Source organism: Microbacterium sp. UNCCL10 (genome assembly GCF_000746195.1).
Taxonomy (GTDB): Bacteria; Actinomycetota; Actinomycetes; order Actinomycetales; family Microbacteriaceae; genus Microbacterium; species Microbacterium saccharophilum.
Genome location: NZ_JQKT01000007.1, coordinates 489,894 through 505,038 on the forward strand (window position 1 = coordinate 489,894; position 15,145 = coordinate 505,038).

The window sequence follows — 15,145 nt, forward strand, 5'->3', positions numbered from 1 at the left end:
GTGTGAGGATGATCCGCACCGTCGCCCGCTGGCTGCTCGCCGCCCTGCTCGTCGCGGCGGGCGTCGGACACCTCACGACTCTGCGTCGCGGGTTCCGCATCGCCGTCCCCGATTGGGCGACGGAGCTCTTCCGCACGGACAAGGACACGATCGTCGTCGTCTCCGGTGCCGTGGAGATCATGCTGGGGCTCGCGTTCGTGCTGCTGCCTCGCGAGCGCACGCGGGTCGGGCTCGCGATCGCCGCCTTCTTCGTCGCGGTGTTCCCCGGCAACGTGCACCAGTGGCGGACGGGGGCGTCCGCCCCCGGTCTCGACACCGACCGCCGACGCCTCGCGCGCCTCTTCCTGCAGCCGGTCCTCGTCGCGTGGGCGGTGTGGGCAGGGCGGCCGGGGACGGCGGGGACGCTCAGCGGCGCGTCGACACGGTGACCGTGAACTTCGGGTCGCGCGCGACCTGCCGCGTCGGCCCGACGATGCGCTCCAGCACAGGGCGGTACCGCAGCGGCGAGTTCCAGACGCACCACAGCTGACCGCCGGGGCGGAGCACGCGGGCCGCGTCGGCGAAGAGCCGCGGCGCGAGCCGGTCGGTGACGGCGGACCCGCTGTGGAACGGCGGGTTCAGCGCGATGAACGACGCGCTGCCGTCGGGCCGGCGCGCGAGCGCATCGTCGCGCACGACCGTGACGCGGTCGGCGACGTCGCTCGCGAGCGCCGTCTCGCGGGCGGAGCGGACGGCCGCGGCCGACTGGTCCGTGGCGTAGACGAACGCGGACGGATGCCGCAGGGCGAGGTGCGCCGCGACCGCGCCGCTGCCGCACGCGAGGTCGATGAGCGGGTCGTCGGCCGAACCGCCGGAGAGGTCGGCCGGAAGATGCGCGAGCAGGAGACGGGTGCCGATGTCGAGCCCGGCGCCGGCGAACACGCCGCCGTAGGCGCGGAGGACGATGTCGCCGTCCTGGGCGGCGGCGGCGACGGGGTCGGCACCCGCGGTCGGCGCGGTGGCGATGAGGACGCGGGACTTCTGCCGTGCATGGGTGACGTCGACCCGCGCGAAATGCGCGCCGAGCACGTCGTTCATCGCGAGCGTCATGTGCTTGATACGGCCGCCGGCGAAGACCCGCACGGCGGGGTCGGCGTACGCGGCGAGGAGGCCTGCGATGTCGCGGAGCGCGTCGAGGGACCGGGGCAGGCGCAGCAGCACGACGCGGGCGCCGGTCACGAGGTCCGCTGCCAGGGGGAGCGAGGTCGTCCGGCCGGCGAGACCGAGGCGCTCCGCGTTGGCGGCGAGCGCGCGCTCGCCCAGCAGCGCATCCTGGTGCACGCGGACGTGCACCGACCCGTCCGCGACGGCGCCCAGCGCGAGCGCGCCGTACGCGTCGCCGATGACGACGACCTCGTCCGGACCCGCTCCGGCGCGCGCCGCCGCCGACTCGTCGAGGATCAGCCGGTCCGCGGCATCCGCTGCCGCCAGATCCGGCGCCTCGACGTCCGGCCAGCGGCGCAGCTGCTCGAAGGGGATGCTCATTCGTCGTCGTCCGCGTCATCCGCGTAGCGCAGCCGCGCGTCGCCCGCGTCGCACTCGTCGCCGATCCGGATGCCGTCCGCCAGGCGACCCTCGCTGCGCAGCTGCTCGAGGGAGGCGACGGCGCGCCGCCGCAGCTCCCACGGGTCGATCGTGTTGACGTACACCTTCGTGCCGCCCTCGAAACCGGCGGGCGTGGAGATCCGCCATTTCAGGACGACGCGCCAGGGCATCGGCCACGGTGCACCGGGCGGTCGGTAGTGCCACTCCTCGTTCGTCGGGACGTGGACGCCGGTCGCAGCGTGCAGCGCGTGGACGAGGTCGGAGACGGCGCGGATGCCGGCATCCGAATGCTCCTGCGGCAGGTTCGCGGCGCTCGTGGAGAACACCTCGAACGCGGGATAGCGGTGTCCGATGCCCGCGAACGCGACGGCGCCGTCGTTCGCGGCCACGACGAGCCGCTCCGCGACGGCGAGGTCGGCGATCTCGTGCTGGTAGAGGCGCCGATCGGATGCCAGCATCCGCAGTTCGCGGTCGACCTGCGGGCCGGACTCGTCGATCGCGACGAGCTGCTTGTGCAGATGCTCGAAGGAAGCCCCGGCGGGGCGGAGCCAGTTCTGGAAGACGGCGACGTACGCGGCGTGCGGCTGCGCGGCCTGGATCTCCGCGAGCGAGCGGACGGTGAAGGCCATGTAGGCGGCGTGCTCCCTGGGGGTCAGCGCGCCGGAGGAGACGAGCTGATCATCGGTCTCGGCGCCGTCGACGACGTGGCCGCGGGCGACCACGACGTCGTGCGAGCCGCCGAGGAGGTCGAGCGCGGCCTCCTCGATCGAGGTCGCCTCGCCGGAGGCCTGCGCCCGGATGGCGGCGAGCCGCTCGACGTGGGCGCGGCCCACCGGGTCGGAGAGGTATGCGCGGGCCCACTCGAACACCGAGGCGGGCTGGCGGAAGCCGTGGTTCTCCCGCCAGTACTCCGCCGAGACGATCTCGAACAGGTTGCCGAAGCGGCGAAACTCGGCGACCGTGTCGCCGAGCTCCGCGGCGGGGACGCGGCGAAGCTCGGTGAAGTCGGGGCCGACGAGCCGGGCCTTCTCCGGCGTGGTCTCCAGCTGCCGGTCGGCGCAGAACGCGCACAGCCGGTGCTCCTCACCAGGCGCCAGGCGGCGGGGTGCGGCGGGTGGCACGTCGATGGGCCGTCCGGCGCGGCCGGGGACCGTCCAGACGCGGGTCCCCGTCAGGGGACCGACCTGTTTCACGGTGCCGTCCGGCATCCGCACGATCGCCCGTGCTTCGCTCACCTCGCCAGCCTACTCAGCCCGGCACAATGGACGGCATGCGCATCGTCGTGCTCACGGGGGCGGGCATCTCCGCGGAGAGCGGGGTGCCGACCTTCCGCGACGCGGACGGTCTCTGGGAGGGGCACCGCGTCGAGGACGTCGCGACGCCCGAGGGGTTCGCGCGGGATCCGGACCGGGTGCAGCGCTTCTACGACGAGCGGCGCCGCGCCCTGGCGGCCGTCGAGCCGAACGCCGCCCACCGGGCGCTCGCACGGCTGGAGGGCGCGCTCGGCGACGATGTCCTGGTCGTGACCCAGAACGTCGACGACCTGCACGAGCGCGCCGGGTCGGTGAACCTCGTGCACATGCACGGCGAGCTGCGCCGTGCCCGGTGCGCGGCGTGCGGGGCGCGGCCCGCGTGGGAGGGCGATCTCGTCGGACGGCCGGCGTGCCCGGCGTGCGGGCGCCGGGAGCTCCGGCCGGATGTCGTGTGGTTCGGCGAGCTGCCGTACGAGCTCGACCGCATCGAGAGCGCCGTTCTGGCGTGCGATGCGTTCGCCGCGATCGGGACCTCCGGCGCCGTCTATCCGGCCGCCGGCTATGCCGCGCTGGCGGCGGCGTTCGGCGCGCGGACGATGGAGCTCAATCTCCTGCCGACGGCCGCGGACGTGCCGTTCGACGAGGTGCGCGCCGGCCCCGCGAGCGTGATCGTCCCGCGCTGGGTCGACGACCTCCTGTCCTGACCGCCGCGGGGGCGCGGCGTGACCCATACTCGGATGATGAAGACCACCGCCCGCTGGATCCTCGCCGCCGCCATGATGTTCGCCGGAACCAGTCACCTGTTCTGGGCTCGCGAGGAGTTCCAGGCGCAAGTCCCGGATCTCGTCACGGAGGTCCTCCCGATCGACAAGGACGCCGTGGTCGTGGCGTCCGGCGCCGTGGAGATCATGCTGGGCGCCGCGCTCATCGCGCTGCCGAAGGAGCGCCGCCGCGTCGGCGCGATCCTCGCCGCGTTCTTCGTCGCGATCTTCCCCGGCAACATCGCGCAGGCCCTCGGCAAGCGGAAGGGCTTCGGGCTCGACGACGACAAGGCGCGGTTCGTCCGCCTCGCGTTCCAGCCGGTGCTCGTGGCCTGGGCGCTGTGGAGCACGTCGCCCCGCCGCTAAGTCCGGACGTTCCCGCCGCGCAGGCGCGAGACGGCATCCACCGTGGCCGCCAGGATCAGCACACCACCCGTGACGATCAGGTACACGCCGGCGTCCAGGCGCAGCAGCGCCAGGCCGTTGATGATCGTCGCGATCATGAGCGCGCCGATCGCGGCGTGGACAAGCCGGCCGCGTCCGCCGAAGAGGCTGACGCCGCCCACGACGGCTGCCGCGACGCCGGAGAGGACGATGTCGCGTCCCGCCGCGCCGTCCACCGAGCCCAGGCGCGTCTGCGCGAACAGGCCGGCGACGACGGCGAGGCCGGAGCAGATCACGAAGCAGCCCCACTTCACCCAGCGCACCTTGATGCCCGCGCGACGGGCGGCCTCGGCGTTGCCGCCGATCGCGTACACGTAGCGGCCGAAGGTGGTCCGGTCGAGCACGAACGTGCCGATCCAGAGGATCGCCAGGACGATCGGGACGATGATCGGCACGCCCTCGATCGGGATGACCGACTGCGAGCGGTTGAGGTTGAGGATGGCGACGGCGATGCCGCCGAGGATCGCGATCGCGGCGAGCTTGATAAAGACGAGGGAGATCGCCCGGTTCGGAACGCCCGCGCGCGTGCGGCGCCGACGGTCCCAGAACGCCATGCCGCCGGAGATCGCGAGGATGACGGCGAGCATGACCCACCCGCCCCAGACCGGCAGTCGCCCGTTCTGCAGGGCGATGAGCTCCGGTGCGTTGATCGGGTACAGGCCGCCGGCGCCGATGATGAGGAGCGCGAGGCCCTGATAGCCGAGGAACAACCCCAACGTGACGACGAACGAGGGGATGCCGACGCGGGCGACGAGGAAGCCGATGAGGGCGCCGGTCGCCAGGCCCACGGCGAACCCGATCAGCAGCGCGAGCGGCCAGGGGAGTCCCTGCTTGACGTTCAGCACGACGAACGTCGCCATCGCGACGCCGCCGGTGACGCCCGCGGAGAGGTCGATCTCGCCGAGCAGCAGGACGAACACGAGCGCCATGCCGAGGACGACGAGGGGTGCGGCCTGGTTCATGAGGTTCGCGAAGTTGATCGGCGTGAGGAAGAACCGGTTCAGCATGCCGAACAGGATGACGAGCACGATGAGGCCGGCGATCGCGGGGAGCGCCCCCATCTCGCCGCCGCGCACGCGCTGCAGCCACGCGCCGATCTGATCGCCGAGCCCGCCTTCGACGCCGGAGCCGATCGCGTCGCCGGCGAGCGGGTCGGGCCCCGCCGCCGTCCGGGTGCTGGTGTCCACGCTCACAGGTCGCCTCCGGTCGGGATGGTGCTGGTGCCGACGAGTTCGACGCCGGGCGGGGTCTTGGTTCCGGTGATGTAGCCGACGATCTCGTCGCGGTCGGTCTCCGCGGTCGGGACCTGCGCGACCATCTGGCCGAGATAGAGGACGGCGATGTCGTCCGCGACGGCGAAGACGTCCGCGAGGTTGTGGCTGATCAGCACGACCGCGACGCCCTGCTCGGACAGCCGGCTGACGAGGTTCAGCACCTGCTCGGTCTGCGCGACGCCCAGGGCGGCGGTCGGCTCGTCGAGGATCACGACGCGCGCCTTCTTCAGCACGGCGCGCGCGATCGCGACGGTCTGCCGCTGCCCTCCGGAGAGGCTGGAGACCTTCTGCCGGACGGACTTGACGGTGCGCACGGAGAGCGAGCGCAGCGTGTCGGACGCGTCGCGCTCCATACGGCCCTCGTCGAAGGTGCCCCCGGAGGTCTCCTCCCGGCCGAGGAACATGTTCTGGACGATGTCGAGGTTGTCGCACAGCGCGAGGTCCTGGTAGACGACCTCGATGCCGAGGTGGGACGCGTCGCGCGGCGTGTGCAGGACGGCGGGCTCCCCGTCGAAGAGGACCTCGCCCTCGTCGTAGGGCTGGACGCCCGCAAGGCCCTTGATGAGGGTGGACTTGCCGGCGCCGTTGTCGCCGACGAGCGCGGTGACCCTGCCGGGGTGGACCTTGAGGCCCACGCCGCGGAGGACGCTGACCGGACCGAAGGACTTCTTCACGTCCCGCAGTTCGATGATCGGTTGTGTCATGTTCGCTTCCTTGCGCTGGATGGTGTGCCCTCTGCACCGGTGCGCGCGTGGGGCGCCGCGTCGGTGAGGACGCGACGCCCCGGCGCCGGGACGGGTTACTCGACCCCGAACTCCGCGCACTTGTCGGCCATGCTGACCCCGGCGATGTCGCCGGAGCAGATCTCCGACGCGGACGCGTCACCGGCGGCGACGACATCCTTCACCTGCTCCGGACCGACCAGCTGAGGCGTGACGGCGATGTAGGGCGTGCCGTCCTCGAGCTCCTGGTCAGCGGTCGGCGTCTCGCCCTTCAGCAGGGCGACGGCGATCTCGACGGCCTTGTCGGCCTCGAGCTTGACCGGCTTGTAGACCGTCGCGGTCTGCCAGCCGGCGAGGATGTTGCGGAGCCCCTCGAGGTTCGCATCCTGACCGGAGACGGCCACTCCTGTGATGCTCTTGTCCTGCAGGACCTTGATGACGCCGTCGGCGTTGGTGTCGTTGGCCGCCCACACGCCGTCGACCTTTCCGTCGTTGGCCGTGAGAGCCTGCTCGAAGTTGGTCTGGGTGACGCCACCGTCCCAGACGCCCTTGGGCTCGGCGACCGCCTTGACGCCCGCCGCCTCCATGACCTCGACGGCGCCGTCGTGGAACATCTTCGCGTTGCCGTCGGTCGGGTCGCCGCCCATGTAGAACACCTGCGCCGTCTTCGGGTCCTTCCCGGCGGCCTCGAGGCCGTCGAGCACGGTCTGGCCCTGCAGGCGACCCACCTCGACGTTGTCGAAGGACACGTAGTAGTCGGCGCCCTCGAACGGGCGGTCGTACGCGATGACCGGGATGCCCTGGCCCTTGGCCTTGGCGGCGACGCCCTTGGCCGCGCCGTTGTAGTCGACGAGCAGCATGACGCCGCAGCCCTGCGTGAGCTGCTGGTCGGCGATCGTGGCGTACTTCGAGGCGTCACCCTGGGCGTTCTGGATGTCGACGTCGAAGCCGGCGCCCTCCAGGCCCTCCTGCAGGTACTTGCGGTCGAAGTTCTCCCAGCGCGGCGAGGACGCGGCGTCGGGCAGGATCACGCAGGCGCGCTGCGCGTCAGCGGGCTCTTCGGGATCGCCGCTGCCGGTGGGGGGCGTGCTGCCGGAACAGCCGGCCAGGAGGAGGGCCGCGGCGCTGCTGAGGGCAGCCACCGCGAGCAGGGAGCTCTTCTTCATGATTCGCCTTTCGTCATCGAATTGCGTTCGGGTAGTGCACCATCGCGCTGTGGATGATCATTCATCCGTTCACGTCTTGTCGTCAAGACTTGAACATAACGGATTGGCATCCGTGCCGAGAAGTCCGCGACGTGGATACCGGGTCGGTGCCGCCTCAGGCTCGTCCGGCGGCCACCCGCGTGCGGCGGGAGAGCGAATCGACCGTGACGGCGAGGACCAGCACCACGCCCGTGACCATGAACTGCACCGAGGAGTTGAGGTTCAGCAGGGTCAGTCCCGACGAGATCGACTGGATGACGATGACGCCGAGGAGCGCCGCGAAGGCCGTGCCACGGCCGCCGAAGAGCGACGCTCCGCCGATGACGGCGGCCGCGATGGCGTTGAGGTTCGTGTCGCCCGCGCCGGAGCTCTGATTGGCTGCGGCGAGCCGGGCGGCGGCGAGCACGCCGCCCACGGCGGCCAGGCTCGAGCACAGGGCGAACACCGAGAGGTAGATCCGCTCGACGCGGATGCCGGCGCGCCGGGCCGCCTCGACGGAGCCGCCGACCGCATAGACGGCGCGCCCCCAGCGGGTGCGCGTCAGGGCGAGGTGCAGCAGCACGACGAGGGCGAGGAAGAGCAGGAACATGACCCCGACGCCGCGGGACTGGTTGAGGTACCACGCGGCGGGGAGCAGGACGGCGAGGAGCAGTGCCCCGCGCAGCGCGATGGCCCGGTAGCTCTGGCTGTCGAGGTTCGCCGCCGCCCGCCGCCGCGAGCGCCCGGCGAGCGTCCAGGCGAACGCGGCGGTCGCCGCGACGACGAGCGCGTACGAGGCCCAGTCCGGCAGGAAGGCGTGCTGGGCGAACTGGACGATCCACGAATCGAACGGCAGGTTGATCGATCCGGCATCCCCGAGCACCCACAGCTGCAGGCCCAGGAAGCCCAGGAGCCCCGCGAGGGTGATGACGAAGCTCGGCAGCCCGAACCGCGTGTACAGCAGCCCGTACAGGATGCCGACGACGCACCCCGCGGCGACGGCGATGAGCACGGCGACCAGGAGCGGCCAGCGCAGCTGCACGAACGCGACGGCGAGGATCGCGGCGGCGAGCCCGGACACCGACCCGACCGACAGGTCGATCTCGCCGAGGAGCAGCACGACGACGATGCCGAGCGCGATCGTGCCGATCGCGGCGCACTGCATCGTCAGGTCGACGAGATTGCGGCTGGAGAGGAACACCGGGTTCAGGATCTGGAAGACGGTCCAGATGAGGGCGAGGCCCACGATGACGGGGAGCGCGCCGAGGTCACCGCCGCGGACGCGGCCCCACACCCGGACCGCCGCGGCGCGGACGCCTTCGCGCTCCGGCTCGTCGAGGCTCACGGGGCGCCGCCGTCCGGGCGGCGACGGCCCCGCGGGGTCAGCGGGGTCACGGTGGCGTCCGTCGTCGTCGCCGGCTCCTCGCGCCGCAGCGCCTGCCTCCGGCTGACGGAGTTGTCCACCGCGCCCGTGATCGCCGCGATGAGCAGCTCGCTCGTCACGTCCGCCGCGTGGTACTCGCCGTTGTTGCGCCCGAGCCGCAGCACGACGACGCGGTCCGCCACCGCCATGACGTCGGCCATGTTGTGGCTGATGAGCACGACCCCGTGCCCGCGTTCGCGGAGCCGCTCGATGAGGTTCAGGACCTCGGCGGTCTGCGCGACGCCGAGCGCGGCGGTCGGCTCGTCCAGGATCACGACGCGCGGCTCCCCGACGAGGGACCGCGCGATCGCGACGGTCTGCCGCTGTCCGCCGCTGAGCGAGGCGACCGGGGTCCGGACGGAGGGGATCTTCGCGGCGAGTTCGCGCAGCAGCGCCCACGTGCGCTGCTCCATGCCGACCTCGTCGAGCCGGCCCTCGGTCGTGAGCTCGCGCCCGAGCCAGAGGTTCGCAACGACGTCGAGGTTGTCGCACAGGGCGAGGTCCTGGAACACCGTCGCGATGCCGAGTTCCTGCGCGTCGGCGGGGCTCGTGATGTGGACGGGGTCGCCGTCGAAGAGGATCTCGCCGGCATCCGGGGGGTGCACCCCCGCGAGGACCTTCACGAGCGTCGACTTGCCGGCGCCGTTGTCGCCGACGAGCGCGACGACCTCGCCCTCGCTGACCCAGAAGTCGACGTCGGTGAGGGCCTTCACGGCGCCGAAGTGCTTGTCGATGCCGCGCATGGTCAGGACGCGGTCGCGGGGTCGGCCGCTGCGCGGCGGGGTCACGGTGCTCAGCGTCGGATCCTCACTGGAGGCCGGCGGCGGCGCACGCGGCCGCGTAGTCCGGCGTACAGATATCCTCGACGCTCCAGAACCCGTCCGCAACGACGGTGTCGAGGATATCGGCGACGGTGACCGCGACGGGGGTCAGCAGCGTCGCGGGCGTCCCGTCGACCTCGATCTCCCCGGTCACCGTGCGCCCGTGCAGGAGGTCGACGGCGACCTCGGCGGCGCGCTCCGCCTGCGGCTTCAAAGCCTTGTAGACCGTCATGTACTGGTCTCCGGCCACGATCCGCTGCAGCGCCGACAGCTCGGCATCCTGTCCCGTCACGACGGGGAACGGGGAGACGTCGGCCGCGCGCAGCGCCGCTACGGCGCCGCTGGCGGTGCCGTCGTTGGCGGCGTAGACGCCGGCGATGTCGGCGCCGTACTGCGAGATCTGGCCCGCGACCCAGGACTGGGCCTTGTCGGGGCTCCAGTCCGGGGTGTCGTACGCGGCGAGGACGCGCAGCCCGCTCTCGTCGAGGATGCGTCGCGCGCCGGCGCGGAAGAGGGCCGCGTTGCTGTCGGTGGGGGAGCCGTTGACCATGAGGATGCCGGCATCCGCCTGCCCCCGGTCGGCGAGCGCCGTGACGAGGGCGGTGGCCTGCAGCTCGCCGACCCGCTCGTTGTCGAAGGAGATGTAGTACGCCAGGCCCCCGCCGGAGATGAGGCGGTCGTACGCGATGACCGGGACGTCCTGGGCCCGGGCAGCGGCGACGATCGTCGCCGCGGCGCGCGCGTCGACCGGGTCCAGGACGAGCACCTCGGCGCCGGCCGCGAGGGCGGACTCCGCCTGCTGCTGCTGGCGCGCGGCATCCTGGTCGGCGTTGGCGTAGAGCACGTCGTAGTCGCCGAGCTCGGCGACCCGCGCCTCGAAAAGGGGGCGGTCGAACGTCTCGTAGCGGGCGGTCTTCTTGTCCGGCAGGAGCATCGCGATGGGGCCGTGTGCGCTCGTGGACCCCGGGACGCAGGCGGTGAGCGCGCCCGCGAGGACGCACAGCCCGAGCAGCAGGATCGGCAGGCGCCTCATGCCGTGATGGACAGGACGTCGGCGTCGACGCGGACGTGGTCCAGGGCCGTCGCGATGGCGCCGCGGCACTCGGCCCATTCGCCGAAGGACGCGCCGACGATCTCGGGCAGGCCGCCGGTCGCGGCGAGGGCGGAGCGCTCCAGCGCATGCCGCATCGGCGCCATGAGGATCTCGCCGGCCTGCGCGAGCTCGCCGCCCACGACGATGAGCTCCGGGTCGAAGAGGTTGCAGAGGCTCGCCGCCGCGATGCCGATGTGCCGGCCGGCATCGGCGATCACCCGCTGCGCACCGCCCACGCCGTCCTCGGCCGCGGCGATGAGGTCGCCCAGTCGCTGCATCCCCTCGCTCTCCGGGAAGAGGGCGAGCAGCGCGGGACCCGCGGCGTACGTCTCGAGGCAGCCGCGGTTGCTGCACCGGCAGAGCGGGCCGTTCTCGTCGATCGTGACGTGGCCGATCTGCCCCGTCTTGCCGCTCGCCCCGCGGAAGAGGTCGCCGCCGACGATGAGGCCCGCGCTGATCGTGTGCCCGACGCGGATGTAGACGGAGGACGACGCGCTGCGACCGCTGCCCTCGCGCGCCTCGGCGAGGCCGCCCAGGTTTGCCTCGCTGTCGACGTAGACGGGCCGGTCGATGCGGGCGCTGAGGCTTTCGGCGATGTCGATGCCCTCCCAGCCGGGCAGGAGTCCCGGCGTGGAGACCATCCCGGTGCGCGGGTCGATCGGCGCGGGGACGGCGAGCCCGACGGCGAGGAGGTCGGCGAGCGTGCCGCCGAGGGTGTCCATCATGTCGCCGAGGATGATGCTCAGGCGGTCGAGTTCGGCGTCATGGCGGTGACCCGGCGCGAGCGGCACGGTGTTCTCGGCGACGATCGTGCGCGTCGCATCGGCGATCGCGATGCGCAGCTGACGGCTGGAGAAGTGCACGCCCGCGACGAGGCCGACCTGCCGGGCGAAGGAGACGAGGGTCGCGCGGCGGCCGCTGCGCGACGTGAAGGACGTGTGCAGGATGCCGGATGCCGTGAGCTCCTTGACGATGTTCGACACCGTCGCGGGCGAGAGCCCGGTGTTCCCGGCCAGCTCGATCTGGGTCAGCCGCCCATGGCGCTTGAGCGAATCGAGCAGGCGGGCTCGGTTCGCCTCTCGCAGCGAGGACTGCGATCCGGGTGGGGTGCTCCGGCGTACCACGATCGCCACTGTACCCGTTCGCACCCCACCCGGCCCCCTGTTCGTCAGCGCGTGCGGGCGACGGTGACCGTGCCGGTCTCCTCGTCCAGGCGCGCGCGGTCGACCTCGTCGACGTCGTGCAGCGAGATGCCCCGCGTCTCGCGCAGCGAGATGACGGCCACGAACGTGATGGCGGCGGCGATCGCGAGGTAGATCGCGATCGGCACCCAGCTCCCGAAGCCCTGCAGCAGCGCGGTGGCGATGACGGGCGCCAGCGAGCCGGCGACGATCGACGTGACCTGGTAGCCCAGCGAGACGCCGGAGTACCGCATCCGGGTCGGGAACATCTCCGACATGATCGACGGCTGCGGCGCGTACATGAACCCGTGGATGACGAGACCGAGGCAGATCGCCAGGATGATGATCAGCGGCTCCTTCGTGTTGAACATCGGGAACGCGATGAAACCCCACCCGGCGGCGAGGATCGTGCCGATCATGTACACGGGGCGCCGGCCGATCCGGTCGGTGAGCCCGCCGAGGAGCGGCACGACGATCATGTGCACGATGTGCGCGATGACGAGCCAGCTGAGGATGGCGGTGGTGTCCATCTCGAGCGCGAGCTTGAGGTAGGTGATCGAGAACGTCACGACGAGGTAGTACATGATGTTCTCCGCGAACCGCAGGCCCATGGCCGTGATGACCAGGCGGGGGTAGCGGCGGAGCACCTCGAAGACGCCCACGCGCACCTCGGGGCGCTGCGCGACCTCCTGCTTGGACTGCTCGAAGATCGGGGCATCCGTGATGCGGGTGCGGACGTAGTACCCGATGGCGACGATGACGACCGACAGCCAGAAGCCGATGCGCCAGCCCCACGCGAGGAAGTCCTCGGCGGAGAGCACGCTGTTGAGCACGAGGAGCACGATCGTGGCGAGCAGGTTGCCGATCGGGACGGCGGCCTGCGGCCAGGACGCCCAGAAGCCGCGGCTGTGGTCGGGGGAGTGCTCCGCGACGAGCAGGACGCCGCCGCCCCATTCGCCGCCGACCGCGAAGCCCTGCGCGAAGCGGAGCACGACGAGGAGCACGGTGGCCCAGATGCCGATCTGGTCGTAGGTGGGCAGGCATCCCATGAGGAAGGTGGCGACGCCGACCAGGATGATGGCCAGCTGCAGCAGCTTCTTCCGGCCGTACTTGTCGCCGAAGTGGCCGAAGACGATGCCGCCGAGCGGACGCGCGACGAAGCCGACCGCGTAGGTGAGGAAGGCCTGGATGACGGGCGTGTACGGGTTGTCCGCCGGCGGGAACATGATCAGGTTGAACACGAGCGTCGCCGCGGTGGCGAAGAGGAAGAACTCGTACCATTCGACGACGGTGCCGGCCATCGATGCGGTGACGACGCGGCGCAGACCCGAGTCCTTGGACCGGGGATTCTGTGCGGTGGGGGTGGCAGATGCCATGGCGCTGTTACCTCCTTGTAGAGCGCGGAATACGGCAGGGGGCTGCCGCGCGCCAGGAACGCTACCTGAGAGTTGATTCAGGTACAAGGAGGGTCTGTGCACAGAGAGTGTGCGTTCACGCACACCGCGTTTCAGGCGGGGTCGGCGGGATCCGTCCGCAGCCGGACGCGCACGATGTTCGTGGACTCGTCGAGTTCGGCGACCGTCGGGTGCGCCTTGACGAAGTCGGAGAAGGAGCGGTGCCCGAGGGCCTTCTCGCTGAACGACGGGTCCATGCGCTTGAGGAGGTTCTTGACGGCTGAGAGGTGCACCCAGTCCTCGTCGGTGCGCTCCTGCTCGAGGCGCAGCGCGCGGCCCAGCAGCTCGGGGGTCGGATCGTCGGCCTTCTTCGCGCGTCGCCGACCCGTCGTGGTCGCCGTCTCCGTCTTCTTCTCCGTCACGGGCGCGGAGACGCCGGGAAGGCCGTCGTAGGAGTCGAACTGGTCGCACGCCGCCGCGAGCGACTTCGCGGTCGAGCCGGCCACGCCCACGCCGACGACGAAGCGGCCGAGCCGCTTGCAGCGCTGCGCGAGCGGCACGTAGTCACTGTCGCCGCCGACGATCACGACGTGCGTGAGGTCGGGCAGGCGGAACATGTCCTCGACGGTGTCCACGGCGAGGCGGATGTCTGCGCCGTTCTTCGCGTACGCGGCGGCCGGGAACAGCTGCACGAGGTCGACGGCGCGTGCGACGACCTGCGGCCGGTACACGGCGTTGACGGGGGAGGACCAGTCGGCGTACGCGCGGGTGAGCACGAGCGTGCCGAACGAGGCGGCGTAGTCGATGATCGCGCCGACGTCGATCATGGCCGCGGAGAGGCGTTCCGCGATCTCCGGCTCCGCGGGGTTCTCCGCGATGCGCTGGCGATCGCGGGAATAGGAGTTTCGACCGTGCACGCGGTCGTACCAGGACATGACGATGTTGTCGAAGTCGAGGTAGACGGCGACGCGGGGGTTCTGCAGGTCGGGCATCTCCCCAGTGTGTCAGTCCCGGGGGCGCTCAGCGCTCCTTCGGGTAGGTCACGCCGACCTGTGCGCGCACCTCGTCGAGGGTGCCCATGATCAGCACGCTCTGCTCGAAGGTCAGCAGGTCGCTGTCGGTGCGGCCGTCGGCGATGATCTGCTCCGCGGCGAGGGCCTGGTACTGCATGCCGCGCCCGTCGACCTCGGAGCGGTACTCCTCCCGCACGGTGCCGTCCGGGGCGATGAGCCGGAACGATGTCGGCGTGTACCAGACGCTGTCGATCTCGATCCGGGCCTCCGTGCCGATCAGGTGCGCGGTGTTCGGCCCGGCGGCGCGGGAGGAGGTGAGGAGCGAGGAGACCGCTCCCGACGCGTGCGTCAGGGCGATCGAGACCTCCGTGTCGGCGCCCGTCTCGCCGAGGCGTCCGAGCGCGCGCACCTCGACGGGTGCGCCGAGGATGTCCCACGCGAACGACACCGGGTAGATCCCGAGGTCCAGGAGCGCTCCGCCGCCCAGCTCGAGCGCGTTCAGGCGGTGGGCGGGGTCGGCGGAGATCTGCTGCGTGTGGTCGGCGGCGAGCGCCCGCACCTCGCCGAGCGCGCCGGAGCGCACGAGCTCTCGGATGCGGATCATGTGCGGCAGGTAGCGGGTCCACATCGCCTCCATGGCGAGCAGTCCCCGACCGGCGGCGACGTCGCGGATGGCGGCGGCCTCATCGGCGTCCAGGGTGACGGGCTTCTCGATCAGCACGTGCTTGCCGGCCTCGAGCGCGGCGACGGCGGGCTCGAGGTGATGGCTGTGCGGCGTGGCGATGTAGAGGATGTCGACCTCGGGGTCGGCGATGAGGTCCGCATACGAGCCGTGGGCGCGCGGGATGCCGAACTCGTCGGCGAAGGCCTGCGCCGACGCGGTGCTGCGCGAGCCGACCGCGGCGACGTCGAGGCCCGCGGTGCGCAGGTCGGAGGTGAAGGCGTGGGCGATGCCGCCTGTGGCGAGGATGCCCCAGCGAAGTCCGGTCATGGCCCGA

General features: G+C 71.7%; 15 protein-coding genes. 3 read left to right on the forward strand and 12 right to left on the reverse strand.

The window, feature by feature from the left end; translation table 11 throughout:
* The first annotated feature begins 8 nt into the window (after positions 1 to 8).
* On the forward strand, positions 9 to 428 hold the full coding sequence (locus tag BR85_RS02565; protein ID WP_051526121.1) for a DoxX family protein: 420 nt from the start codon (positions 9 to 11) through the stop codon (positions 426 to 428).
* On the opposite strand, the gene BR85_RS02570 is transcribed toward BR85_RS02565, so the two are convergent.
* Positions 406 to 1,524 (reverse strand): class I SAM-dependent methyltransferase, encoded by a 1,119-nt coding sequence (locus BR85_RS02570; protein ID WP_028495109.1) that lies wholly within the window; start codon positions 1,522 to 1,524, stop codon positions 406 to 408. The two genes, BR85_RS02565 and BR85_RS02570, sit on opposite strands and share 23 nt — an antisense overlap.
* Positions 1,521 to 2,792, reverse strand: a complete 1,272-nt coding sequence (locus BR85_RS02575) for a DUF4921 family protein (protein ID WP_424960587.1) — start codon at positions 2,790 to 2,792, stop codon at positions 1,521 to 1,523. The genes BR85_RS02570 and BR85_RS02575 overlap by 4 nt, the downstream gene beginning before the upstream one ends.
* A gap of 62 nt (positions 2,793 to 2,854) precedes the next feature.
* Between BR85_RS02575 and BR85_RS02580 the strand changes: the two genes are divergently transcribed.
* On the forward strand, positions 2,855 to 3,541 hold the full coding sequence (locus tag BR85_RS02580; protein ID WP_174799831.1) for an NAD-dependent deacylase: 687 nt from the start codon (positions 2,855 to 2,857) through the stop codon (positions 3,539 to 3,541).
* 36 nt (positions 3,542 to 3,577) lie between these two features.
* Entirely contained in the window at positions 3,578 to 3,964 is a 387-nt protein-coding gene (locus tag BR85_RS02585) for a DoxX family protein (protein WP_028495112.1), read from the forward strand.
* Here BR85_RS02585 and BR85_RS02590 read toward each other — a convergent pair.
* The 10 genes from BR85_RS02590 to BR85_RS02635 all read right to left on the reverse strand — a co-directional run bounded on the left by BR85_RS02590 (position 3,961) and on the right by BR85_RS02635 (position 15,138).
* Positions 3,961 to 5,235: a sugar ABC transporter permease gene (locus BR85_RS02590; RefSeq protein ID WP_231478552.1), complete on the reverse strand. Its 1,275-nt coding sequence runs from the start codon at positions 5,233 to 5,235 to the stop codon at positions 3,961 to 3,963. The genes BR85_RS02585 and BR85_RS02590 overlap by 4 nt on opposite strands.
* Positions 5,232 to 6,020 (reverse strand): ATP-binding cassette domain-containing protein, encoded by a 789-nt coding sequence (locus BR85_RS02595; RefSeq protein ID WP_028495114.1) that lies wholly within the window; start codon positions 6,018 to 6,020, stop codon positions 5,232 to 5,234. The genes BR85_RS02590 and BR85_RS02595 overlap by 4 nt, the downstream gene beginning before the upstream one ends.
* Positions 6,021 to 6,115: 95 nt before the next feature.
* On the reverse strand, positions 6,116 to 7,204 hold the full coding sequence (locus tag BR85_RS02600) for a sugar ABC transporter substrate-binding protein (protein WP_028495115.1): 1,089 nt from the start codon (positions 7,202 to 7,204) through the stop codon (positions 6,116 to 6,118).
* A 154-nt stretch (positions 7,205 to 7,358) separates the two neighbouring features.
* The gene (locus BR85_RS02605; protein ID WP_028495116.1) at positions 7,359 to 8,567 is read right to left on the reverse strand and encodes a sugar ABC transporter permease; all 1,209 of its coding nucleotides are present in this window, start codon (positions 8,565 to 8,567) and stop codon (positions 7,359 to 7,361) included.
* On the reverse strand, positions 8,564 to 9,388 hold the full coding sequence (locus BR85_RS02610) for an ATP-binding cassette domain-containing protein (protein WP_081782698.1): 825 nt from the start codon (positions 9,386 to 9,388) through the stop codon (positions 8,564 to 8,566). The genes BR85_RS02605 and BR85_RS02610 overlap by 4 nt, the downstream gene beginning before the upstream one ends.
* A gap of 64 nt (positions 9,389 to 9,452) precedes the next feature.
* Entirely contained in the window at positions 9,453 to 10,499 is a 1,047-nt protein-coding gene (locus BR85_RS02615; RefSeq protein ID WP_028495117.1) for a sugar ABC transporter substrate-binding protein, read from the reverse strand.
* Positions 10,496 to 11,683, reverse strand: a complete 1,188-nt coding sequence (locus BR85_RS02620; RefSeq protein ID WP_028495118.1) for an ROK family transcriptional regulator — start codon at positions 11,681 to 11,683, stop codon at positions 10,496 to 10,498. Before BR85_RS02620 ends, BR85_RS02615 begins: the two co-directional genes overlap by 4 nt.
* Before the next feature lie 44 nt (positions 11,684 to 11,727).
* Positions 11,728 to 13,116, reverse strand: coding sequence for an MFS transporter (locus BR85_RS02625; protein WP_028495119.1), 1,389 nt, complete (start codon positions 13,114 to 13,116; stop codon positions 11,728 to 11,730).
* Between the two features lie 131 nt (positions 13,117 to 13,247).
* Positions 13,248 to 14,126 (reverse strand): NYN domain-containing protein, encoded by an 879-nt coding sequence (locus BR85_RS02630; RefSeq protein ID WP_028495120.1) that lies wholly within the window; start codon positions 14,124 to 14,126, stop codon positions 13,248 to 13,250.
* Positions 14,127 to 14,154: 28 nt separating this feature from the next.
* Entirely contained in the window at positions 14,155 to 15,138 is a 984-nt protein-coding gene (locus BR85_RS02635) for a Gfo/Idh/MocA family protein (RefSeq protein WP_028495121.1), read from the reverse strand.
* Positions 15,139 to 15,145 lie beyond the last annotated feature (7 nt).

What these genes read in the sequence shown, in the direction of transcription:
- BR85_RS02595 (WP_028495114.1), bottom strand. Translation starts at nt 6,020, where the DNA reads ATGACACAACCGATCATCGAACTGCGGGACGTGAAGAAGTCCTTCGGT.
- BR85_RS02565 (WP_051526121.1), top strand. Translation starts at nt 9, where the DNA reads ATGATCCGCACCGTCGCCCGCTGGCTGCTCGCCGCCCTGCTCGTCGCG.
- BR85_RS02585 (WP_028495112.1), top strand. Translation starts at nt 3,578, where the DNA reads ATGAAGACCACCGCCCGCTGGATCCTCGCCGCCGCCATGATGTTCGCC.
- BR85_RS02570 (WP_028495109.1), bottom strand. Translation starts at nt 1,524, where the DNA reads ATGAGCATCCCCTTCGAGCAGCTGCGCCGCTGGCCGGACGTCGAGGCG.
- BR85_RS02615 (WP_028495117.1), bottom strand. Translation starts at nt 10,499, where the DNA reads ATGAGGCGCCTGCCGATCCTGCTGCTCGGGCTGTGCGTCCTCGCGGGC.
- BR85_RS02630 (WP_028495120.1), bottom strand. Translation starts at nt 14,126, where the DNA reads ATGCCCGACCTGCAGAACCCCCGCGTCGCCGTCTACCTCGACTTCGAC.
- BR85_RS02600 (WP_028495115.1), bottom strand. Translation starts at nt 7,204, where the DNA reads ATGAAGAAGAGCTCCCTGCTCGCGGTGGCTGCCCTCAGCAGCGCCGCG.
- BR85_RS02635 (WP_028495121.1), bottom strand. Translation starts at nt 15,138, where the DNA reads ATGACCGGACTTCGCTGGGGCATCCTCGCCACAGGCGGCATCGCCCAC.
- BR85_RS02610 (WP_081782698.1), bottom strand. Translation starts at nt 9,388, where the DNA reads ATGCGCGGCATCGACAAGCACTTCGGCGCCGTGAAGGCCCTCACCGAC.
- BR85_RS02625 (WP_028495119.1), bottom strand. Translation starts at nt 13,116, where the DNA reads ATGGCATCTGCCACCCCCACCGCACAGAATCCCCGGTCCAAGGACTCG.
- BR85_RS02575 (WP_424960587.1), bottom strand. Translation starts at nt 2,792, where the DNA reads ATGCCGGACGGCACCGTGAAACAGGTCGGTCCCCTGACGGGGACCCGC.
- BR85_RS02580 (WP_174799831.1), top strand. Translation starts at nt 2,855, where the DNA reads ATGCGCATCGTCGTGCTCACGGGGGCGGGCATCTCCGCGGAGAGCGGG.